Here is a 20,539-nt window from a genome sequence, read left to right on the forward strand (position 1 = left end):
GCCGGAGCGACTGCGCGAGATGGCCGAGCAGGTCGCGGCTCGCCACCCGAACGCCACACTGGTCAAGAACGACGTAGGCAATCTGTCCATCATCGACGCTGGCGAGTATGCGGGATGGCTCGACCTCGGCTCCGGCGAGGTGGACTTCTTCGCGGACACCGACACGCCGTGACCAGGCAAGTTGTCTAGCAGTCTGGATATTTGCTGTACAGTGGCACTACAAACCGCTGCTGACTACCCGACCCCAAAACCGGGCGAGCAGCGGTTTTCGTGTACGTGCAGGCGCGTCAAACCGGTTTACTCGTTTCCCGGCAAGCGCACCCAACGAGCACCCTCCCCGCTCCGCAAGCCTCGGATTCCAACCCGGGGTGGTGCTGCTGCGCGCCGCACACCCGACCTGATGGAGAACCCCCATGATCGAAACCCTCTCGGCCGTCGCGCACTTCGTGCCCTGGCAGGCCCTCGGCTGCGCTCTCGGCACCGCCCTCGAAGCGCTGCTCGGCTGATGCAGCCCCAGCGCTTCCGTAAGAAGCCCGTCGAGATCGAAGCCATGCAATTCTCGCGCGGCCTCTCGGCCGCCGAAGCGATGGTCGTCTACGGCTGGATTGAGAAGAACACGCTCGGCTCTTTCGAGCCCATGGACGTGATCGAGGGCCTCAAGCCCTACCCGGCCAGCGGCGTCAGCATCGACCCCCGCGACGGCCGCATGATCATCTCCACCCTCGAGGGGTTGCACTGGGTCGACCTCGACGACTGGGTGATCCGAGGCGTGGCAGGCGAGTTCTACCCCTGCAAGCCCGACATCTTCGAGAAGACGTACGAGCGGCCATGCTGAACCTCGTCCCCCTGCGGCACTACCTGAAGGACGGCGCGCTCGTCGAGGCCGTCCAATACCGAGACAATCTCACCGAGGCCGAAGCCGCAGCGATCCACCGGTGGATCGAAGCCGGCGGCGGCACCGTCGAGCCCACCGCCGACGACTGGGTGATCCGGGACAGCGCCGGGGTGTTCGTGATCTGCAAGCCCGACGTGTTCGAGCAGGAATACGAGCCGGTCGCGTGACCATCATCGCCGCCGTCGCAACCGGCAACCGCGTGATCATGGGATGCGACACCCGCACCGACTACAGCGGCACCGGCATGTACAGCGCCGAAGGCAAGATCGGCATCCTCCGCACTCCGAACGGCGAAAGGGTGCTCATCGGCGCATCCGGCGACGCCAGCCTCGTACCGGCCGTCCGGCGAGCCGTGAAACTGGCCGACACGCCCAACATTGCCAGCGCCAGCGACGCAGACGCATGGGCGGACACGATCGCGGATGGCATCACCGGAGCGCTCGCCGACGCCAACCCGCCGCTCGTCACCACCGCCGTGAGCAATGGTGCGGCCGCCATCGACGGCACGCTCGTGCTGGCATGGCGACACCATCTCTGGTGGATCTACACCCACACCGCCAGCCGACCACACTCCGGAGTCTTGGCGCTCGGCACCGGCGCCGACGTAGCGCTCGGCAGCATGCACACCTCGCTCGACCTCAATGCCGAACCGGAGCACGCAGTCGACCTGGCTGTGCGCCTCGCCTGCCGATACGCATCCGGTTGCGGCATCGACGAACGCGGGCCGCTGATGTACGAGACAGAAGCGGCAGGGTGATGAGCGATCGAGCAATGGTCACCGCCGGCCAAACACTCACCGCCACGGCAGACATAGCGAACCTGCCAGACGGCTCGATCATCAGCTGGCTCGGCTATTCCGGGGATCCCGAGGACGAGATTGTGGGCGTGGTCCAGCGCTACCCTGACGGCTCCGCCTCGCTGAACCACACGGGCTCCGCCTATTGGATGACGTTCATCGAAGACCTGAACCCCGTCCCGTGCACGGTGATCCGAGTCGGACGTTCGGACGGCGAGTAGGGCGATGGCCCGGGCACGCATGCGTCCATGCTCGGTACCTGGCTGCCCTGCCCTGCAACCAGAGACCCGATGCGCGAAGCATCGACTCGACCACGAGCGGCATCGACAGCGGACCACACCGACCAAGGCCACCCGCGACCACGCCGAGCGGCAACGCCGAGCAGCAGCAGTCCGAGCACACATCGCCCAGCACGGGCACTGGTGCCCCGGATGGCATCGGCAGGGACACCCCGCGGCCGACCTCACTGCCGACCACATCACCCCCATCGCACTCGGTGGCGACCCCCGAGGACCGCTCGCCATCCTCTGCGCGGCATGCAACGGCCGCAAGGGCGCGACCCCTCTGACCTGCGGAAACGCAAACGGACCGGCCGCAGGGGCAACGCTCTGACCTGCGGTTATGCACCCCAGGGGGAGGGCCCCTGACCCCCCACCCCACCGCCACCCCGGCTGAGGCCGCTAGGTGGTGCGGAGAGTTCAAAAGTTCCTGACCTGCGGTTATGCAACCGCGGTCGCTGCTCCGGTTGGCGCGATGCCGGCGGGGGTTCATCTGTCCGGACGGCGCGATGCCGTCGAGCAGGAGGTACCGACATGCCCCGTGGTGGTGCGCGGAATCGCAGTGGCCCGCAACCGGACCCGACGTCCGGCCGGTCCGATCGGCGCGGCCTGAGCTTCACGCAGTTGCCCGCCGAAGGCTATTCCGGCGACGTCCCTGACTTCCCACTGCCGCGGCCGACGGCCCGCGAGCGGGCGCTGTGGGCGAAGGTCTGGACCTATCCGCAGGCTTCGGCGTGGGCGCGGGAGTCGTGGCGGCACGAGACGGTCGCCATGTATGTCCGCTGGAAGGTCAAGGCCGAGCAAGCCAAGGCCACCGCGGCGGCCGTCGCCGCGGCAACCCGGCTCGCCGACCAGATCGGCTTGACCCCGGCCGGCCTGCGCGAGAACAGCTGGGCGATCGCCTCCGACGAGATCGCGAAGGTTCGGACGGCGCGCAAGCCGCAGACCGCCGCGAAGCAGGAGCGCCGGTTGAGGTCGGTGTCTGGTGGGAGTAGCTGACGACGACGGTTGGATCGTCGACTTCCCGACGCTCGGTGACGTCGCCGATGCGTGGGTGCGTCAGCATTGCCGCCAGCCTGACCGGCTGACCCGCGGTGGCGAATTCCGCTGGTCCGACTGGCAATTCTGGTGCTCGGCGAACCACTACCGGATCCGTCCAGGCGTCGAGTGGCCGAGCGATGACGAACCCCTGCTGAACCAGGCGTTCGTCTACCGCCGATCACAGGTCGTCGGCCCCCATAAGACCGGGAAAGGACCTTGGGGCGCTTCGGTCGTATGCGTCGAGGCTGCCGGGCCGAGTCAGTTTCTCGGCTGGGCGGGTAAAGGCGACGGATGGGCGTGCTCTGACTGGGGTTGCGGCTGCGGCTGGGAGTACGAATATCTCCCGGGCGAGCCGATGGGCATGCGCCATCCGTCGCCGGTCGTCCAGCTGACAGCGACCAATGAAGATCAAGTCGGCAACGTGTACAGGCCGCTCACGGCGATGATCAAGCTCGGCCCGTTGTCGGACCTGATGGCGGTGCGCGAGGGCTTCATCCGGATCATGGGCGAAGTCGGTGGCGTGGATTTCGACCGCATCGACGCCGTGACATCCAGCGCGACAGGCCGAGTCGGCAACCCGATTTCGTTCGCGCTGCAGGATGAGACCGGCCTGTACACCAAGCAGAACAAAATGGTCGGCATCGCCGAGACCCAACGGCGCGGCGCGGCCGGCATGGGTGGCCGGACGCTGGAGACCTCGAATGCGTGGGATCCGGCGGAGAACTCGACCGCGCAGCGCACCTACGAGAGCAATGCGCCTGACGTCTGGAAGTTCTTCCGGATGCCCCCGGCTGGTCTGTCGTGGTCCAACAAGCGCGAGCGCCGGAAGATCTTGCGCTATGTCTACCGCGGTTCGCCGTGGGTGAACATCGACTCGGTGGAGGCCGAGGCGGTCGAGCTGGCCGAGACCGACCCGGCGCAGGCTGAACGATTCTTCGGCAACAGGCTGGTCGCGAGGGCCGGAACCTGGCTGCCCGCGGGGCTGTGGGAGTCGCGGTATGCCGAAGCTGTGGCTTCCTAACCCGCCCGCTGGCACAGCGGTCTGCGCTGGTTTCGATGGTTCGGAAACGGACGACTGGACGGCGCTGCGCTGCGAGACCCGCGACGGGCTGCTGTTCACCCCGCGGTTCGGTCCCGACCGGCGACCGACGATCTGGAACCCGGCCGAGCACGGCGGGCGGATCCCGCGCGGCGAGGTGCACGTCGCGGTCGACGAGTTGTTCGGGACCTGGAATGTGGCCCGGTTCTACTTCGACCCGTACGACTGGCAGTCCGAGGGCGGCGAGTGGGCGCTGAAGTACGGCGACGATCGGGTGGTGCCGTGGGCGACGAACCGCATTACCGCCATGCACGCGGCGATCCGCCGATTCGAAACCGATCTGCGCACCAGGATCACACAGGATGGCTGCCCGATCGCCGAGGCGCACATGCGTAACGCCCGCAAGGTGCCGAAGCCGGGCGACAAATACATCCTCGGTAAGCCGAGTCAGCACCAGAAGATCGACACGGCAATGGCGTCGATCCTGGCGCACGAGGCGGCGTCGGATGCCCGCGAGACCGGTTGGGACGACGTCGACGGCCGGATGTTCTGTTTCAGCTGATGGAGGTGACGTGGTCGAACTGCGTACGACGCTCACCGCCGACGAGCGGGACATCGTCGGCAAGCTGAACTCGAAGCTGCACAAGCTGCAGCACCACGATCGGTTGCACGACGCCTATTACGACGGTGCGCAACGCATCAAGCACATGGGTCTCGCGGTGCCGGAGGAGCAGCGGCTGTTCGAGCTGATCGCGAATTGGCCCGGCATGTACGTCGACGAGCTGATGCGCCGGCAGAAGGTGAAGTCGGTCTACCGGCCCGGCAGTGACGGCAAGGACCCGCTCGACAAGGCGCTGCAGGAGGGGTTCGATGCGAACAATCTGTCGAGCGAGATCCCGGTTCTGTGCAAGGAGACGCGGATTTTCGGGCGTTGTTTCCTCGCGGTCGGCACCAACGAGGACGACGCCGAGCATCCGCTGATCACTCTCGAGTCACCGAAACAGATGTCGGTGATCGTCAACCAGCGTCGCCGCCGGATCGACGCGGCGCTGCGCCAATATCGGGAGGAGAACGGCGAGCGCGTCGGCACGCTGTTCCTGCCCGACAAGACAATTCAGCTCGTTGTCGGCAAGGGCGGGTGGGAGATCGACACCACCGGCGGCGACAGCGAGCCCGACCGGCACGACCTCGGCAAGGTGCCGGTAATTGTGGTGCTGAATCGCCGTCGGCTCGGGAAGTGGAACGGCGCAACGGAGATGGGCAGTGTCATGCCGATCACCGATGCCTGCGCCCGCACACTGACCAACCTGCAGCTCGCTGTCGAGACGCACGCTGTGCCGCCGCGGTGGGCGCTGGGTGTGAGCAAGGGCGATTTCGTCGACCGCGAGGGCAACATGCTGCCGGTGTGGCAGTCCTACTACCAGGCGATCTGGGCGACGCAGAAGGGCCCGAAGGAGGCCCAGCTCGGCCAGTTCGCCGGGTCGGACCTGCGGAACTTCCACGACACGATCAAGATGTACGCCGAGCTGGCCTCGAGCGTCACGGGCCTGCCGGTGCGGTTCTTCGGCCAGAACACCGCGAACCCGGCCGCTGAGGGCGCTATCCGCGCCGACGAGTCCCGGATCGTGTCCAACGTCGAGGAGTCCAACGAGCACGTCGGTACCGCGCTCGGCTGGGCGATGGCGCTGTACGAGCGGTTCCGCACGAGCGAATGGCCGTCGGAAGGCCGGCCGATCGCCGTGGACTGGCGCAACCCGGCAACCCCGACGAAGGCCGAGGAAGCCGACGCCATCCAGAAGCAGACCGGCGGGGTCGCTGTGCTGTCGCGCGAGGGTGCCTGGGACGACATGGGCTGGGACGAGGCGCGCAAGGCCCGTGAGCGAGGCTACTTCGACGCCGAGGCGGAACGCGATCCGCTCAACCAGCTGAATCGCAGCCTGAACACCGAGCCGAGCCCGAACAGCGATGGCGCCGCTGCTGCCGCAGTCGTCGGCTGAGTACTACGACGAGCAGCGCGCGATCACCGCGCGGGTGCTCATCGCCGCCCGCGACATCTGGGGCACCCGGCCGCCCGCGGAGTTCGATACCTGGTTCGCGGCGAATGCGGACCGCTTGGCCGCGGCGATCAGGCTCGGCCAGCGGAAGGCGGTCCAGGGTGCCGACGACTATGTCGGCGACGTGCTGGACGAACTCGGGACACCGATGGACCCGGACGCCGGGATCGACACGAGCCCGCTGGTCGGGGTTGCCTCGGACGGCCGGGAACTCGAGGGTCTGCTGTACGGCGCGGTGATCGCCGCCAAACACCAAGTCGGGCAGGGGCTCTCGCCTGCGGCGGCGTGGGCCGGTGGCGTGAAGACGCTGCTGGTCTACACGCAGACGCAGATCGCTGACGCCTCGCGGGCAGCGGTCGGACTCGGGATCACAGCCCGGCGGAATGCCGGGTACGTGCGGATGCTCAATCCGCCGTCCTGCTCGCGGTGCGCGATCCTGGCGGGCCGCTGGTACCGCAAGGCCAGCTTCCTGCGGCACCCCGGCTGCGACTGCCGGCACATCCCGGCGGCCGAGGACCGCGCAGGGGATCTGCGGACGGATCCTCAGCTCTACTTCGACAGCCTCACGACCAAGCAGCAAACCGAGATATTCACGGTCGCGGGCGCTGAGGCGATCCGTGAAGGCGCAGATCCCGCGCAGATCGTGAACGCCCGGCGCGGCATGAAGCTCGCAGGCGTCTACGGCCGCGAGTTGCTGATCACGACGGAGGGCGTGACGAAGCACGGTCTGGCCGGTCGGCGGATCCGCGAGCGTGGCCGGACCCCGAAGCGGACGCCGCGGCTGATGCCGGAAGCGATCTACGAGATCGGCGAGGACCGCGCCGACGTGCTGCGGCTGCTGCAGCTGAACGGCTACCTGAACCCCTGAGATTTCCGCCGCGCGCGACGCGCGACCGGACCGCCCCCGCGATGGAGGAACAACACCCCGTGAACACTCTGCTGCCCACGCATCCCCGCTTCGGGCGGGCGATCGGGATCCGCCGCAACGGCGCCCCGATCTGGCCGGTCCGCGGCGCATCCCCGGAGGGCGACCCTCCGCCGCCCGCGCCCCCCGGCACCACGCCTCCGCCCCCGGCGGGCGCGCCGCCGAATCCGCCCGCATCCACGCCGACGCCGAATCCGGATCCCGATGTTCTGGGCGAGGGCGGCAAGAAGGCGCTGGAGGCCGAGCGGCAAGCACGGGCAGCGGCAGAGAAGGCACAGAAGACCCTCGAGGCGAAGGTCAAGGCGTTCGAGGACGCCCAGAAGACCGAGGCGGAACGTACCGCGGACCGCATCCGCGAACTCGAGCAGGACGCCGCGAAGGCGCTCCGCTACGAGGCCGCGGCTGCCGAGGGACTACCGCTCAGTTCCGCACAGCGCCTCAACGGCAAAACGCTCGAGGAGCTTCGCGCCGACGCCCAGGTGTTCAAGGCGGAAATCGGCGCTGCCGCACCGTCGCCCACACCCCCGGGCACCCCGCCGCCGAAGCCCGATCCGCGGCAGGGCGGCGGCCAGCAGGACGCGACAGGGTCCATGGATTCCGGGCGCGACCTGTACCGGCAGCGCAATCCACGCAAGTAGAACCCCTGAAAGGAGGGGAATGATGGACATCAGTCTCAAGACCGAAACCTTCGGCGCCGACGATCCGACCTGGATGGCGACTGCCGAAGGCACCGATCGTGCCCGCACGATCACCCTGGATCTGGCCTTGTGGACGGCGGGTACCTATTACCCGAACGGCTACATCAAGTCCGGATACGCGGTGAAGAAGGTGGCCTCGGGCCTCTACGCGCCGTTCGTCAACGGCGACACCGATTTCCCGGTTGCAGGACACCTCATGACCCCGGTCAATGTTCCCGCCGGCGTCACGAAGGTGTCGGGCGCTCTGTACTGGCACGGCGCGGTTATCGCCGCGAAGCTGCCGCAGGCGCTCAACGCCACTGGTCAGGCCACCATCACTTCGATCCGCTACTTCTGAGAGGAGGTGCAATAGTCATGGCACTAGTCATCAATAGCGACTACATCACCCCGGCGGAGCTGACCGGATATGTCCGCGAAGCTCTGGCAGACCGGCCGGTCAACAACCTGTCGGTCATCGACGAGCTGCTGCCCGACACCCTGATCGACGACGTCGATTTCCGGGCGAACATCACCCAGCGCGGATTGAAGCGTGCGGGCAGGTTCCGCAGCTACGACACCGAGGCGCCGATCACCGGCCGCAAGGGTGTCGTGCGGATCTCCGGCGAGCTGCCTCCGCTCAGCGAGAAGCGGCGACTCGGTGAGTACGACCGCCTGCGGATGCGTAAGGCGGACAGCTCGATCCGGGATTCGATCCTCAACGACGCGGTCGAGTTGGCGGACGCGCTGCGGACGCGCCTGATCATGGCGAAGGCCGAGTCGGTCGTCACCGGCAAGGTACACCTCGCCGAGAACGGGCTCGATCTGACCGCCGACTTCCAGCGCAGCTCGAGCCTGACCGTCACCGCGGCCACTTTGTGGAGCGGCGCGGCCGACCCGATCAACGACCAGGACACCTGGTTCGGCGTGTATCGGCCGTTCAACGGTGGTAACCCGGGCGAAGCGATCACCTCGCAGCGGGTCATGTCCACGCTGATGCGCAACGCCGCGATCCGGGCCTACGCCCTGCCGCCGGGCTCGACACAGGGTGTGGTCACCAAGGATCAGGTGAACGCGTTGTTCACCTCGTTCGGCCACCCGCCGTTCACGGTGTTCGACGCCCAGGTTGAGGATTCGAACGGCAACACGGTGCGGCTCATCCCTGACAACGTGGTGCTCTACACCCCTGGCCCCGGCATCAAGCTCGGCGAAACCGACTGGGGCACCACCGCGGAAGCGCTCGAGGCCGAGTACGGCATCGACGAGACCCAGGCGCCGGGCATCGTGGTCGGGTCCTACATCGACAACGACCCGGTCGCGCGCTGGACCAAGGCCAGCGGCATCGGCCTGCCGTTGCTGCTGAACGCGAACGCCTCGATGATCGCGACGGTGCTGTCGTGAGCAGGCTGCGCACCGATGTGCATGTCTCCGGCGACGACGGCGCGGTGCACATCTTCACCCCGGCAGACGCCGTTCCCACGTGGGCGGTCAAGAAGATCACCAACCCTGCGGCGTGGGCCGAGGAGCCCGAGGACGATTCCGCACCGCCGGCGGGCGATCCGTCGGAGGCGTGGACCGTCGCCGAGTTGAAGGCGTGGGCCGCCGATCCGGAGCACCCGGTCGACCTCGGTGAGGCCACCAAGAAGGCCGACATCCTCGCCGTGATCACGGAGTCGCGCGAGCAGTGACCGCGCCGACGCCGCTGTTCGACCTGGCGTACCTGGAGGAGATCTCGAGCGAGACCTTCGAGGACACTGCCCAGGCCGAGGCGTTCATCCGGATCGCGTCTGCCAAGCTGCGGTCGAAGGTGGGCCGTCTCGACGAGCGAATCGCCGATGGCACCCTCGACATCGACCTCGTGAAGGGCACCGGCGCCGCGATGGTGCTGCGCGCCCTGGACACACTGAACCGCGGTATCAACGTCATCCGCAGCGAGTATCCGGAGATCTCCGAGCAGTACGCGCCGTCCTCGAAGACCGGTCTGATCTATCTGACCGACGACGAACTCGACGACCTGCTGCCGGGTGCCGAGGACGGCAGCGACGCGTTCACGATCATGCCCGGTCCGCGCCCGTGAAACTGCGCGAGCGGTGGACCCTGCTGCGGCCGACCGATCCGGTCGCCGACCCGAGTACCGGCAACAACATTCCGGGCGATCCGGATGAGGTGCCGTGGACGGGCTTGTTGCAGCAGCGGCTTATCCGCCCGCCCGAGCAGGAGGACCTCGGTGACGGTGTGACCGTCTCCGAGCTGATCCTGTTGCTCGATCCCGGCCTGCCGGGCGGGACCAACAGGCGCGATGTCTGGCGGTTCGACGGCCCGGGCGAGTACGCCGACATCGTGCCCGTCGGCGGCAAGGTCACCGTGCAGGGCACTCCCCGCGTCCGGCGGCCCGCGAGGGGCTCGCGCCGGGCCGCGTACATCGCCGCGATCGTGCGGCACGCATCCGACATGGACTGAAGGAGTTCCCGATGATCGTTTCGTGGAAAGACGACGCCGGTGTCACCCACACCGGCGACGACCAGGGCAAGGCGTACAAGCGCCACCGTGCCGCCCGCAAGGGTGAGGCGACGCCCGCCGAGGGCGGCGCGGTGGTCAAGACCGTCGAGGTCGACGCCCGGCCGCCCGTCACCGAGGCGACCGAGCAGTCTGCCGAGGCGGACGCCGCGACCGATCGGCCGAAGCGCACCCGCTGACCATGGCGAACCTGGTCCGGCTCACCATCTTCGACGGCCCCGTGCGCTTCGCCGCGGCGAAACTGTCGACCCCGAAGCGGCGCGAGGCCGCCGAGGAAGCTGCAGTGGACGCTCGCGCGTCGGCACCCGTGTTCACCGGCGAATACCGCGATGGCATCGGTGTCGAGGCATCCGGCGATGATGTGCGGCTGGTCGACGAGGACGAGGACGCCGTTTACAAGGAGTACGGGACCAGCGACACCCCGGCGCACGCCGCACTGACCGACGCGGCGCGAAGCCGTGGTCGGTATTCCGGGTGGCAGCCGAAGGGTCGCCGCCGGTGACCCCGATCCCGTTCGCGCCCGGCGCGGTGCGGGCGTTCCTGATCGCGCAGCCGAAGATCACCGCGATGGTGCCGGCGGACGCGATCACGACCCGCGAACTGCCTGATCCGCTCAACGGCGTGTGTATGACGATCCGCGCGCCGGGCCATGTGGGTGAGGACCCGATGGCGCGGCGGCCGATGGTGCAGGTCGATGTGTGGGCGCCGAAGATCGAGATCCTCGGCGGCACAACCGATCCGGAAGAACTGACCTGGAATGTGGCCGGGCTGGCAGGCGAGCTGCTGCACCGTGCGCCACCTCAGGAGTTCCGCGGGTCGGGCTGGCGGGCGCGCTGGCTCGAGGGCCCGATCAACTTCGTCGACACCAAGCGCGGCGTCGATAGCCCGCTGTATCGGGCGACGATCCGCGTGGAAATGAAGATGCGCGCACCGCGCGCCTGAAAACTATTACAGCCCAGCAGCATTCGAGTGCTGGGTGTCTATCTCATTGGAGGCATCATGAGCACTCATGCCGATCCCGACAAGGCGTATGTGTGGCTCGACGGCGACGGGTTCCGTGCGCCGAAGGGCACCGCGCGCCCGACCAATCCGTTCGCCGACAATCCCGTCACCGGCTCGCTGTCGTGGGATGCGTTCGGCGGAATCGAGGCCGGATTCGACGTGACCCCGACCCGGGACGTCACCCCGAAGAAGGTGTGGAACCGCCGCCGCGCACCGTACAAGGTGATCAAGAGTCCGACCGAGGAGCGCATCAAGCTGCGCCCGGTCGACTACTCGGTCGCCACCGTGCTGACCGCCCTGCAGGGCGGCAGCATCGCCGAGGTGCCGCCTGGCTCCGGTGTGTTCGAGTGGAACCCGGGCGACGACGAGGACTTCGCCGTTCTGCTCAACATCCGCGACGAGGGCACCTCGGCCGGTTTCTACTCGCCGTCGGTCACGCTCACCACGCCGCCGCCGAGGACCTTCGGTAAGGAGGACCTCGACGGCTTCGAGCTGGAGCTGTTGGCACTCGAGCCGTTCGTGCCGCTCACCTCGTGGAACCCGCTGTGGGTGTCGACCACGGTGACCGTGCCTGCCGGTACCACAGCCGGTACGTTCACGCTGACGGTGGGCGGGCAGACCACCACCGGTATCGCCTACAACGCTGCGGCGTCGGCGGTGCAGTCCGCGCTCGAGGCGCTGTCGACCGTGGGCACCGGCAACGCGGTGGTCACCGGTTCGGCGGGCGGCCCCTACTCGGTCACCCTGAAGGTGCCGGGCACGCTGTCCGGCGACGGTGCGAGCCTCACCCCGGCCGGCACGATCCAGATCGGCTGATCGTGGCGGGGACTACACGCAAGCCAGCGGCCAAGGCTGCTGCACGCAAGACGGCAGCCAAGGCTGTTGCGCGCCGTCCGGCGCGGTCGGCGACCCCGGCCGCGGCGGCGGCGACGCGGGTGAACATCCTCGACGAACTCGCGGTCGACGGCGGCGAGCCGGTGCCGATCACACTGCTCGGCGTAGACGCCGATATCCGCCGCCAGTTCACCGGCGACGAAGCGGCCACTTTCTTTCAGTACACGAGCGAGAACAAGCTCGAGGAGATGCTGTCGGTCGTCGCGGGCGACGACGGCCCGGCGCTGTGGGAGAAGATCCAGGCGCTCAGTCCCGAGCATGCGGCGAAAGCCCTGAACCGGATCACGAATCTGTCGGGGCTGCATGAGGGAAAACTGTTCGCGCCCGTGCCCTGGTCGGCATCGCTGAACCAGGCCGGTGGGGCGCTGCCTTCGCCCGAGTCCAGCGCCATCACGGCCTGAGCCTGCGCCGGGCGCTCGCCGAGATGCCGTATCGCGATGTGGCGGCGCTCATCGACGACGCGGACGCCCGGGACGAGCAGGCGGCCCGGGACTCGGAGAACCTCGCGATGCTGGTCGACCGCATCGACTTCCTGAACACCTTCGACTACGTCTCTGGGACCACCGATCCCGACGACCCCGAGGTGAAGAAGGAGCGGATGGAACGCAAGCGGCGCGGTCTGCGCCCGCCGCCGCTGCCGCTGCTGCCGCCGGTCGCGCTGCGTGACCCGGAGGTGACTGCGGCGCTCGTCGAGCGGTACCGCGCCGATCACAAGCCCTACGAGCTGACCAAGCGCACCGAGCAGGCGGACCAGCCGCCGCCCGGCCAGCGTCTCGCCAAGGTGCTCGAAATGTACAGGGACAGGGGGTGACCCGTTGCCCGGTGGCCGGATAGACATCCTCGTCGCACCCGATACCCGCGAGTTCGCGGGCAAGCTGCGGAGCGGGCTGGCCCCTGCGGTCGGTGTGGCGGGCGCGATCGGTGGTGCGCTGGGTCTGGCGATCGGTGGCGCTGCCGCGTTCGGGCAGGTCATCAAGATCGGCAACGACTTCACGGTCACCCTGAACACGATGAAGGCGGTCGCGTCGGCGAACGCCGATCAGATGGCGCAGGTGTCGGCGCGGGCCCGCCAGCTCGGCAACGACATCAGCCTGCCCGGCACCTCGGCCAACGACGCCGCGAGCGCCATGCTCGAGCTGGCCAAGGGCGGATTCACGGTCGAACAGTCGATGGCCGCGGCGCGAGGCTCGCTGCAGCTGGCGGCCGCCGCGGGCATCGAGGCCGCCGAGGCCGCGACCATCCAGAGTTCGGCGCTGCAGGCGTTCGGTTTGCAGGCCGACCAGGCGGGTCGCGTCGCCGATGTCCTCGCGAATACGGCCAACGCGTCGAGTGCCGAGATCACCGATGTCGCCTACGCGATGCAGTCCGGTGCGGCGGTCGCGCACGGTTTCGGGCTGTCCATCGAGGACACGGCCGCCGCGATCGGTCTGCTGGCCAACAGCGGCATCAAGGGCAGCGACGCCGGGACGTTGCTGAAGTCGGCGCTGCTCGCGCTGACCGACACCGGGAAGCCGGCACAAGCGGCCATCTCTCAGCTCGGCCTCAGCGTGTACGACGCGCAAGGCAAGTTCGTCGGGCTGCACAGTCTGTTCGAGCAGCTCGATACCGCGGCCGGCCGCATGACCGACCAGCAGTATCAGGCGGCCACGTCGGTGCTGTTCGGGTCGGACGCGATGCGCCTGTCCTCCATCGCCGCGGAGAAGGGCGCGGCCGGGTTCGACTCGATGCGCAACGCCATGGGCCGCCAGGGCTCGGCCGCCGAGGTCGCCGCATCGAAGATGCAGGGCCTGCCCGGCGCCATGCAGGCCGCGCAGAACGCGGCCGAAGGGCTGGCGCTGGCGACGTACGACTTGGTGAAGGGCCCGCTCGAGCAGTTCACGAAGACCGCCGCAGGTGCCATCACGACCGCCACCCCTTACATCGTGGACGGCCTGCACAATGCTGCGGATGCCGCGGTCGGGTTCGGTCAGGGCATCGCGCCAGCGGTTAAGGCGGTCGCAGACCTGCCCACGCCCGTGCTTGCCGCTGCCGCTGCGCTCGTCGCGCTTCGGACGACCGCATTCAGTTCGACCTTGTCGACGCAGATCGGCAACGCCAGGACGCAGCTGACGGGGTTCGGGGATCAGATGCGGGTGCAGCAGTCACTCGCAGCAGCCTCGGGTCAGCAGATCGGCCAGTTCGGTTCCGCTGTCGCCGCGCTCGAATCGCGGGTGCCGGTGATCTCCCGCATGGGAGAGGCGTACCGCAACGCGTCGGCGCAAGCGACCGTGCTCGCACGCACGCAAGGCACTGTCTCCGCCGCCGCGAGCGGTGTCTCGTCGGCGGCCAGCGGTGTCGTAGGCATGCTGGGCGGACCATGGGCGCTGGCCCTGACCGGCGGTGTCGCCGCGCTGACCGCGAACATCGAAGCATCGCACTCGGCGCGCAGTGCGCAACGGGCACTCGCTGACGCGGCAGCGGCGGGTGCTCGTGCTCAGGCCGACTTCGGCAAGGCGGTCGCCGCAGCGAATGGCGCCTTGTCAGATCAGGCGCTCGGTGCCGGTAACGCCGCGGTGCAATCCGCGCTGGCGGAGATCGTCACGCTCGGTGAGCGCGGGCACAAGCCGATGGAGGAACTCGGTCACCAGATCGACAACATCACCGGCAACGTCTTCGGCTCGAACGACGCGTGGGAGAAGAACTACGACAAGGTCACCGCCAGCGAGGAGCAGTACAACGCGCTGCGCAAGGTGATGGGCAACCTGCAGATCGACATGCAGGGCGTCGGGCAGACCGTCACGCAGGGCGGCCCCGCCTACGACAACCTGATCGCGCAGCTGCAGCGCAGCGGTGATGCCGGTAAGCAGGTCGCGCAGACGTTGATCGGCGTACACGACCAGCTCGCGCAGACCGCCGCCGCCGCGCAGACCGCGAGCCCGGGATTCTTCGATTTGTCCGCCGCCGTGAAGATTCTCGCCAACGAGTCCAGCTCGGCCGCAGACCGGGTCAACGCGATGAAGACCGCGCTGGATGTCATGAGCGGCAAGCCCATCGCGGTGCAGGAAGCGCTGGCCCAATACAACGCGCAGGTGCGCGCTACCACGGCAGCCACCGAGCAGGCGTGGGATCGCACGCAAGGATTCGGCGCCGCCCTGGTGGGCCAGGGCGGCCAAGTCGACACGGCCAGCGCGAACGGCCAGAAGCTCTACGAGACGCTGACCCGGATGCGGGACGCCACGATCACCGCGGCCGAGGCCGGCGCGAACATGGATCCGATCCTGGCGCAGAACTCCTACCAGTTCCAGGCGCTCGGCACCGCGACCGGACTGTCCGCCGACCAGGTGCGGGTGATGGCCGAGCAGCTCGGCCTCCTGCCCACGGATATTCAGATTCTTGCCCAGCTGCGCGGCGCCGACACGGTTGAGCAGCAGCTCGTCGTCATCGCAGGGATGCTGCAGGCCAACAAGAACGGTGTCAACATCCCGGTCAAGGCACTGACCGAGGATGCCCGCAAGCAGCTGGAGGAGACCGGCGCCAAGATCGACGCGGTCAACGGCAAGCCTGGCGTCGTGCACATCTCGGCGCCGGACATCGCCGCGGTGCTCACCAAGCTGGACGAGCTGATCAACAAGCAGCTGCCGACCAAGACGCAGAAGGTCGTGTACGACTACGACCAGACGAAGAACCGGCCCGAGGGATTCATCGGGCCGATCGCTCCCCAGCCCGTGCAGCCGCGCGCCGAGGGTGGCATCGACAACCTGCCGGGGCAGGCGACAGTCTGGTCGCCACAGACCCGCTACTACCAGGTGTCCGAGCCGGAGACAGGCGGCGAGGCATTCATCCCGCTCGCGGAGTCGAAGCGTGGCCGCTCGACCGAAATCTTGTCCACGGTCGCAGACCATTTCGGGTACGGCCTGACGAAGATGGCCAAGGGCGGCATCACCGCTGTCGACCGCACGCTGACGTCCCTGCGCGGCGAGTCCGGCAAGCCGTACCAATACGCCGGCGTCGGCAACCCGTCGTGGGACTGCTCCGGTTTCATCAGCGCGGCATACGCGCTGCTGCGTGGCCTCGACCCGCGTACGCGCTGGTTCACTACCGAGAGCGACTTCGCGTCGCTGGGCTTCCGGACCGGTCTGGACCCGACCGGCCGCGGCTTGAACATCGGCGTCTACCGCGGGGGTGGTGGCCAGTACTCGCACATGGCCGGCGATCTCGCGGGCGTCGCGCTGGAGTCCGGCGGCAACGGCGTGCAGGTCGGTGCGGGTGCGCAGTCGGCTTCGAGCGGGAACCTGCCGTTGAAGTTCTACCTGCCTGGGACGCTGTTCAACCCGCCTGATGACGGCTCGCGGTCGCGTTCGTCCCGGTCTCGTCAGACCAAGAAGACGTGGGATCAGTCCGACGAGCTGGAACTTGAGTCGGCGCGGCTGAATCGGGGCAAGCAGCAGTCGCAGCTCGAGGAGGCGCTGAAGGACCCGAAGAAGTCCGCGGACGACAAGCGGCAGGCGCAGATCGACGTCGAGCGCGCCGATCTGCGGATTCGGGAGCTGGAGCAGAAACGCGACGAGGCCAACTCGACGGGCGGCCCGGTCACGCCTGCGCCGCCTCTGGACGGGAATCTGACCGACGATCAGATCCGCCTCGAAGAGTTGCAGATGGCGGTGCGCCAGGCCCAGGACGAGCGCGACGACACCTACAACGACCCCGAGGCCACACCGGACGAGCAGCGGCAATCCGATCTCGCGCTCGCGAAGGCCATGAATGCTGTTGTCGCCGAGCAGAAGAAGCAGCGCGACGAGCTGAACGGCGCGTCCGGCAGCGGCGGATCCGGCGGCGGCAGTCCCGTGCAGCTGCTCGGCGAAGTGGCCAAGACCGCGGTCACCGGCGCCGCGAGCGAGCTGCTGCAGGTGATCGGCCTCGGCGGCGACATCCAGGGTGTCGGCGGCGCGCTGATCACGCTCGGCGCCGAGCAGGCGAAGAAGGGGCTGGCGCAGGACAATCCGACACCGGCGCAGTACAGCGAGGAGGACATCGCGAAGCAGGGCCCGGTCGTGCCGGGCACACCGGGATGGCTCGAGCAGCTGCTCAAGACGTTCCAGGTGCCGACGTTCATCCGCGACCAGGGCGGCCCGCTGCCTACCGGCGCCGCGGCATTGAACCTCAGCGGCAAGGACGAGTGGGTGCTGTCGCCCGAGGAACTGCGGGCGGCCCGGACCCCGGCGGCGCTGGGGCAGCTGGCGGCCCGGGCGCTGACGCAGCACATCGACGGCCGCACCGTGATCGAGAATCTGCACACCGGCATGTCCGCGGGCGAGTTCCGGCGTGAGATACGGATGATCGACCTCGCCAAGCGCGACCGTGTCGCGGGATTGGTGCCGCGGCGATGATCGACTTGGACGAGGCCCGGATCGAGGTCGAGGGCTGCAACGAGGCGTGGTGGCCGCTCGCCGGGCCGGATCAGTGGTCGAAGAACGTCGCGCTCGCCGACGAGGACTCCGGGACCGACTTCGACAGCATGTACGACCCGCCGGTGACCGCGCTGTACAACAGCACGGCGTTCCAGGTGGGCGCGGACTTCGGCGGTATCCGTGAGGAGAAGTACGACTTCATCCTGGCCGTCCACATCGTCGGGACCAAGGAAAAGCCTTGGCGGCTGGTCGATTCCGAATTTCGGAAGGCATTCAGCTACAAGCGGGAATCCCGGATCTGGGTGGAGCTGGACGGTTCCCGACGGCATCTGCCGGTGCGGCTCGGTGACAAGCCGAAGATCAAGACCAACAACGACCCGAACTCCGAGAAGGGCGCACTGATCCTGCTGCCGCTGGTCGGCGCGTACCCGCGGTGGATCGAGAATGTGCAGCCGTCCACGTTCACCACCGCCACGGACACCACCGGCGGCGGCACTGAGACCGGGTACGTGTGGGTCGACAACCCGCTGCCCGAGGATTACGACCAGTACCCGATCTGGGAGATCACGGCCACCTATGAGGGTCTGACTGTCACGCTCCCGGATTACAGCTGGGGCAACGACATTCACGAGCGCGCCGAGGAAGACCTGCTGCGCAAGGTGGTATTCGCGCCGCTGCACCTCGGCGAGCACCTGCGGGTCAACACCGACCCGATGGCGTTCGAAGGCCAGTTCGTCACCGCGACGAGGTCCGAGTACGGGCAGCGGATGAACGGCAAACGGATGATGTATCCGCTTCGGTCGGGCACCCTGCGGCAGCAGGTGCCGGTGACCGTGACCAAGGCGCCGATCGGCACGAAGATCCGGGTTACCTGCCCGCGTGAGTGGCCGCGGCCATGGGGGCTGGACTAAATGCCCGTCGTCGCCCCCAACCTCGATATCAACGCCATCTTCGGCGAGATCGTCGAGAACCTCCGTAAGGACGAAGACCGCCGACTGAAGCCGCCGACGATCGAGCTGTACGACGGCAACATGGTCCTCGCGGGCGAGGTGCACCGCGAGATCAGCGCGAAATTCACGCTGCCCGAGAACGAGGTCGGCGTCGGCGTCATCGAGCTGCCCGCGCGCTACTACCTCGCGCGGTGGATGACCGACACCGATGCGCGCAGCAAAAAGAACATCATCGCCGTCGTCGAGAAGGACGGCGCGCAATGGTCCGGGACGCTCGACAATCTCGAGCAGACCAAGGATCCGGAGACCGGCGAGCGTGTGGTGCGGGCGACCTTCCTGCACGACATGGAGCACCTCAAGCACATCATCGTCTACTGCAACCCGTTCCTGCCGCCGGAGTTTCAGTTCCCGAAGCTGTTCATCATGGGCCCGCTGCCGTCGCGGTTCGCCCTGTCGCTGAGCCTGTTCCTGCAGATCCTCCGCCTCGAGTCCGCAATCTGGACTCTGCCCGACAATCCGTTCGACCTGTCGCAGTACGTCAACCTCGACCAAAGCACCTGGTCGCAGGTTGTGGAACCTGTTGACCTGTTCCAGGATTCGAGCCCGCCGTGCATCGTGCACTCGCGGTTCAAGACGTTCTTCGACACACAGAAACACATCGCGGCCGACGCGCAGCTGACGTGGGAGCCGCGCCGACACCGTGCCGATGATCCGCCGCCGTGGCCGGGCGCGAACATCAAGCCCGGCGCGATCATCTGGCGTCTGCGCGACAACAGCGGATGGACCACCGAGACCAATATCGGCGGCAACGTCTGGACCGGCCTCGTCCGCGGCTTCACCACGATCGCCTCGGACGGCGTCACCGAGGGCATCGACGTCATCGACAACCCCGCGTTCCCGGACGAGTTGAGTCAGCCGAATTGGTGGGGCACGCTGCCGCAGGCGCCCGGAATCATCTTGCGCGACGGTGAGCGCACCGCCATCACCTCGAGCAAGTTCTCGTGGAAACCGGCCTCCGACTCCGCGTTCATTACGGGAGGTCACAGCGCCTATGGCGTGAACGAGGCCATCAGTTTCGGGATCAACATGGCCGGCGACCTGATCGCCATGGCTATCGGCGTGCCACCGGTCGGCGGCGCGGCCGACGCCATTCTGAAGCCGCTCTACACCGATGTGGTAGCCGCATTCCAGAAGATCAAGCTGTTCGATCGCGTCGCCGATCTCGGCTGGTCGCACTTCCACGAAACCTTCTGCGAGGGAGGCGATCGCGCCTACTGGGTGTCGGCGCTCATCGCCTTCCGAACGAAGATCTGGTCGACCCGCGAGCGGACAACCCATGAAGTCACAGTCCGAGATGGTGCCGAGGGGCTGCGGATCGGCCAGAACGGCAAGGGCAATGCCTGGTTGGGCACTCGCATCGGCACCACGGTCAAGGACTGGGGGCAGTCGGGCCGCGTCTACGTCGACCGCATCACCGAGATCGTCCTCGAGTGGGGCCGCGACAAGGCCGTGCGGTGGGGACTCACCATCGGCCACCGCGAGCCCGAGGACCCGGTACAGGCCGCGCTGGAGATGGCGCAGGACATGGCGAGCATCGCCCGCGATCTCGGAATGCTCTGAGGAGAGAAGGCTATGGGCAAGATCTGGCGGCTCCAGGACATCGACCCGGACAATCCGGAAGAGAGGTTTCTCCCTGCGCTGCAATGCATTCCGATGGGACCCGGCATGCAGCGCATGGTGCTGCCCGAGGCGATCTGCCGGTTCATCTCCAAACATCTGAGCGAATGCGGCTGTCCGCCAATCGATCCCGCGCTCGCGGTCAAGGAGTACAGGCCGCCGACCCGCGGCCAGAACCATCCGCTCAACGGTGACGCGGATTGGGTGCCGCCGGGCTCGCCGATGCCCGAGCCGGAGCACGTGCAGGACCCGGAGACGCTGACCGTTCATGCCCGCGAGGCGCAGCTCGAGAAGTACCGCTATATGGGCTACAAGGTCGAGAAGCCGCCGCCGCCCGAGCCGCAGGCGTTCGAGATCGACAAGCTCGATGATCCGCCGCGGTTCCCGCCCGGCGAGCACACCGTCACCGA

At 67.8% G+C, this 20,539-nt stretch carries 26 protein-coding genes; all 26 read left to right on the forward strand.

Features of this window, described 5'->3' with window-relative positions; translation table 11 throughout:
• Window positions 1-19 precede the first annotated feature (19 nt).
• Entirely contained in the window at window positions 20-172 is a 153-nt protein-coding gene (locus ACFMRZ_RS36615; RefSeq protein ID WP_400182716.1) for a hypothetical protein, read from the forward strand.
• 333 nt (window positions 173-505) lie between these two features.
• Window positions 506-835 carry a hypothetical protein gene (locus ACFMRZ_RS36620; protein ID WP_400182717.1) on the forward strand — a complete coding sequence of 110 codons (330 nt, stop codon included), beginning with the start codon at window positions 506-508 and terminating at the stop codon, window positions 833-835.
• A complete protein-coding gene (locus tag ACFMRZ_RS36625; protein WP_400182718.1) occupies window positions 829-1,062 on the forward strand; it encodes a hypothetical protein in 234 nt (77 codons plus the stop codon). Before ACFMRZ_RS36620 ends, ACFMRZ_RS36625 begins: the two co-directional genes overlap by 7 nt.
• On the forward strand, window positions 1,059-1,652 hold the full coding sequence (locus ACFMRZ_RS36630) for a hypothetical protein (protein WP_400182719.1): 594 nt from the start codon (window positions 1,059-1,061) through the stop codon (window positions 1,650-1,652). Before ACFMRZ_RS36625 ends, ACFMRZ_RS36630 begins: the two co-directional genes overlap by 4 nt.
• Window positions 1,652-1,912 carry a hypothetical protein gene (locus tag ACFMRZ_RS36635; RefSeq protein WP_400182720.1) on the forward strand — a complete coding sequence of 87 codons (261 nt, stop codon included), beginning with the start codon at window positions 1,652-1,654 and terminating at the stop codon, window positions 1,910-1,912. Before ACFMRZ_RS36630 ends, ACFMRZ_RS36635 begins: the two co-directional genes overlap by 1 nt.
• Window positions 1,913-2,503: 591 nt before the next feature.
• Window positions 2,504-2,968, forward strand: a complete 465-nt coding sequence (locus ACFMRZ_RS36640) for a hypothetical protein (RefSeq protein ID WP_400182721.1) — start codon at window positions 2,504-2,506, stop codon at window positions 2,966-2,968.
• A complete protein-coding gene (locus ACFMRZ_RS36645; protein WP_400182722.1) occupies window positions 2,955-4,031 on the forward strand; it encodes a terminase in 1,077 nt (358 codons plus the stop codon). The genes ACFMRZ_RS36640 and ACFMRZ_RS36645 overlap by 14 nt, the downstream gene beginning before the upstream one ends.
• Window positions 4,009-4,611, forward strand: coding sequence for a terminase (locus ACFMRZ_RS36650; RefSeq protein WP_400182723.1), 603 nt, complete (start codon window positions 4,009-4,011; stop codon window positions 4,609-4,611). Before ACFMRZ_RS36645 ends, ACFMRZ_RS36650 begins: the two co-directional genes overlap by 23 nt.
• Window positions 4,612-4,621: 10 nt before the next feature.
• Window positions 4,622-6,046, forward strand: coding sequence for a phage portal protein (locus tag ACFMRZ_RS36655; RefSeq protein WP_400182724.1), 1,425 nt, complete (start codon window positions 4,622-4,624; stop codon window positions 6,044-6,046).
• The gene (locus ACFMRZ_RS36660; RefSeq protein WP_400182725.1) at window positions 6,015-6,971 is read left to right on the forward strand and encodes a hypothetical protein; all 957 of its coding nucleotides are present in this window, start codon (window positions 6,015-6,017) and stop codon (window positions 6,969-6,971) included. Before ACFMRZ_RS36655 ends, ACFMRZ_RS36660 begins: the two co-directional genes overlap by 32 nt.
• A 59-nt stretch (window positions 6,972-7,030) precedes the next feature.
• Entirely contained in the window at window positions 7,031-7,666 is a 636-nt protein-coding gene (locus ACFMRZ_RS36665; RefSeq protein ID WP_400182726.1) for a hypothetical protein, read from the forward strand.
• 19 nt (window positions 7,667-7,685) lie between these two features.
• Complete coding sequence (locus ACFMRZ_RS36670; protein WP_400182727.1) at window positions 7,686-8,063, forward strand: hypothetical protein; 378 nt, start codon at window positions 7,686-7,688, stop codon at window positions 8,061-8,063.
• Between the two features lie 17 nt (window positions 8,064-8,080).
• Window positions 8,081-9,103 (forward strand): major capsid protein, encoded by a 1,023-nt coding sequence (locus tag ACFMRZ_RS36675; protein ID WP_400182728.1) that lies wholly within the window; start codon window positions 8,081-8,083, stop codon window positions 9,101-9,103.
• Window positions 9,100-9,390 carry a hypothetical protein gene (locus ACFMRZ_RS36680; RefSeq protein ID WP_400182729.1) on the forward strand — a complete coding sequence of 97 codons (291 nt, stop codon included), beginning with the start codon at window positions 9,100-9,102 and terminating at the stop codon, window positions 9,388-9,390. Before ACFMRZ_RS36675 ends, ACFMRZ_RS36680 begins: the two co-directional genes overlap by 4 nt.
• Window positions 9,387-9,779: a hypothetical protein gene (locus tag ACFMRZ_RS36685; protein WP_400182730.1), complete on the forward strand. Its 393-nt coding sequence runs from the start codon at window positions 9,387-9,389 to the stop codon at window positions 9,777-9,779. The genes ACFMRZ_RS36680 and ACFMRZ_RS36685 overlap by 4 nt, the downstream gene beginning before the upstream one ends.
• Entirely contained in the window at window positions 9,776-10,162 is a 387-nt protein-coding gene (locus ACFMRZ_RS36690; RefSeq protein WP_400177329.1) for a hypothetical protein, read from the forward strand. The genes ACFMRZ_RS36685 and ACFMRZ_RS36690 overlap by 4 nt, the downstream gene beginning before the upstream one ends.
• Before the next feature lie 11 nt (window positions 10,163-10,173).
• Window positions 10,174-10,398, forward strand: a complete 225-nt coding sequence (locus ACFMRZ_RS36695) for a hypothetical protein (RefSeq protein ID WP_400177330.1) — start codon at window positions 10,174-10,176, stop codon at window positions 10,396-10,398.
• Between the two features lie 2 nt (window positions 10,399-10,400).
• Window positions 10,401-10,721, forward strand: coding sequence for an HK97 gp10 family phage protein (locus ACFMRZ_RS36700; RefSeq protein ID WP_400182731.1), 321 nt, complete (start codon window positions 10,401-10,403; stop codon window positions 10,719-10,721).
• Window positions 10,718-11,161 carry a hypothetical protein gene (locus ACFMRZ_RS36705; protein WP_400177332.1) on the forward strand — a complete coding sequence of 148 codons (444 nt, stop codon included), beginning with the start codon at window positions 10,718-10,720 and terminating at the stop codon, window positions 11,159-11,161. The genes ACFMRZ_RS36700 and ACFMRZ_RS36705 overlap by 4 nt, the downstream gene beginning before the upstream one ends.
• Window positions 11,162-11,218: 57 nt before the next feature.
• Complete coding sequence (locus ACFMRZ_RS36710) at window positions 11,219-12,037, forward strand: hypothetical protein (RefSeq protein WP_400182732.1); 819 nt, start codon at window positions 11,219-11,221, stop codon at window positions 12,035-12,037.
• Between the two features lie 2 nt (window positions 12,038-12,039).
• Window positions 12,040-12,516, forward strand: a complete 477-nt coding sequence (locus ACFMRZ_RS36715; RefSeq protein ID WP_400177334.1) for a hypothetical protein — start codon at window positions 12,040-12,042, stop codon at window positions 12,514-12,516.
• Window positions 12,517-12,539: 23 nt separating this feature from the next.
• Window positions 12,540-12,926 carry a hypothetical protein gene (locus ACFMRZ_RS36720; protein WP_400182733.1) on the forward strand — a complete coding sequence of 129 codons (387 nt, stop codon included), beginning with the start codon at window positions 12,540-12,542 and terminating at the stop codon, window positions 12,924-12,926.
• 4 nt (window positions 12,927-12,930) lie between these two features.
• Complete coding sequence (locus ACFMRZ_RS36725; RefSeq protein ID WP_400182734.1) at window positions 12,931-17,481, forward strand: phage tail tape measure protein; 4,551 nt, start codon at window positions 12,931-12,933, stop codon at window positions 17,479-17,481.
• A complete protein-coding gene (locus ACFMRZ_RS36730; protein WP_400177336.1) occupies window positions 17,478-18,413 on the forward strand; it encodes a hypothetical protein in 936 nt (311 codons plus the stop codon). Before ACFMRZ_RS36725 ends, ACFMRZ_RS36730 begins: the two co-directional genes overlap by 4 nt.
• Entirely contained in the window at window positions 18,414-20,072 is a 1,659-nt protein-coding gene (locus ACFMRZ_RS36735; protein WP_400182735.1) for a phage tail protein, read from the forward strand.
• Between the two features lie 12 nt (window positions 20,073-20,084).
• A partial coding sequence (locus ACFMRZ_RS36740) for a DUF2744 domain-containing protein (protein ID WP_400182736.1) occupies window positions 20,085-20,539 on the forward strand: 455 nt, incomplete at its 3' end.

Origin of the sequence: Nocardia sp. N2S4-5, assembly GCF_044628355.1 — a bacterium.
GTDB lineage: Bacteria > Actinomycetota > Actinomycetes > Mycobacteriales > Mycobacteriaceae > Nocardia > Nocardia wallacei_B.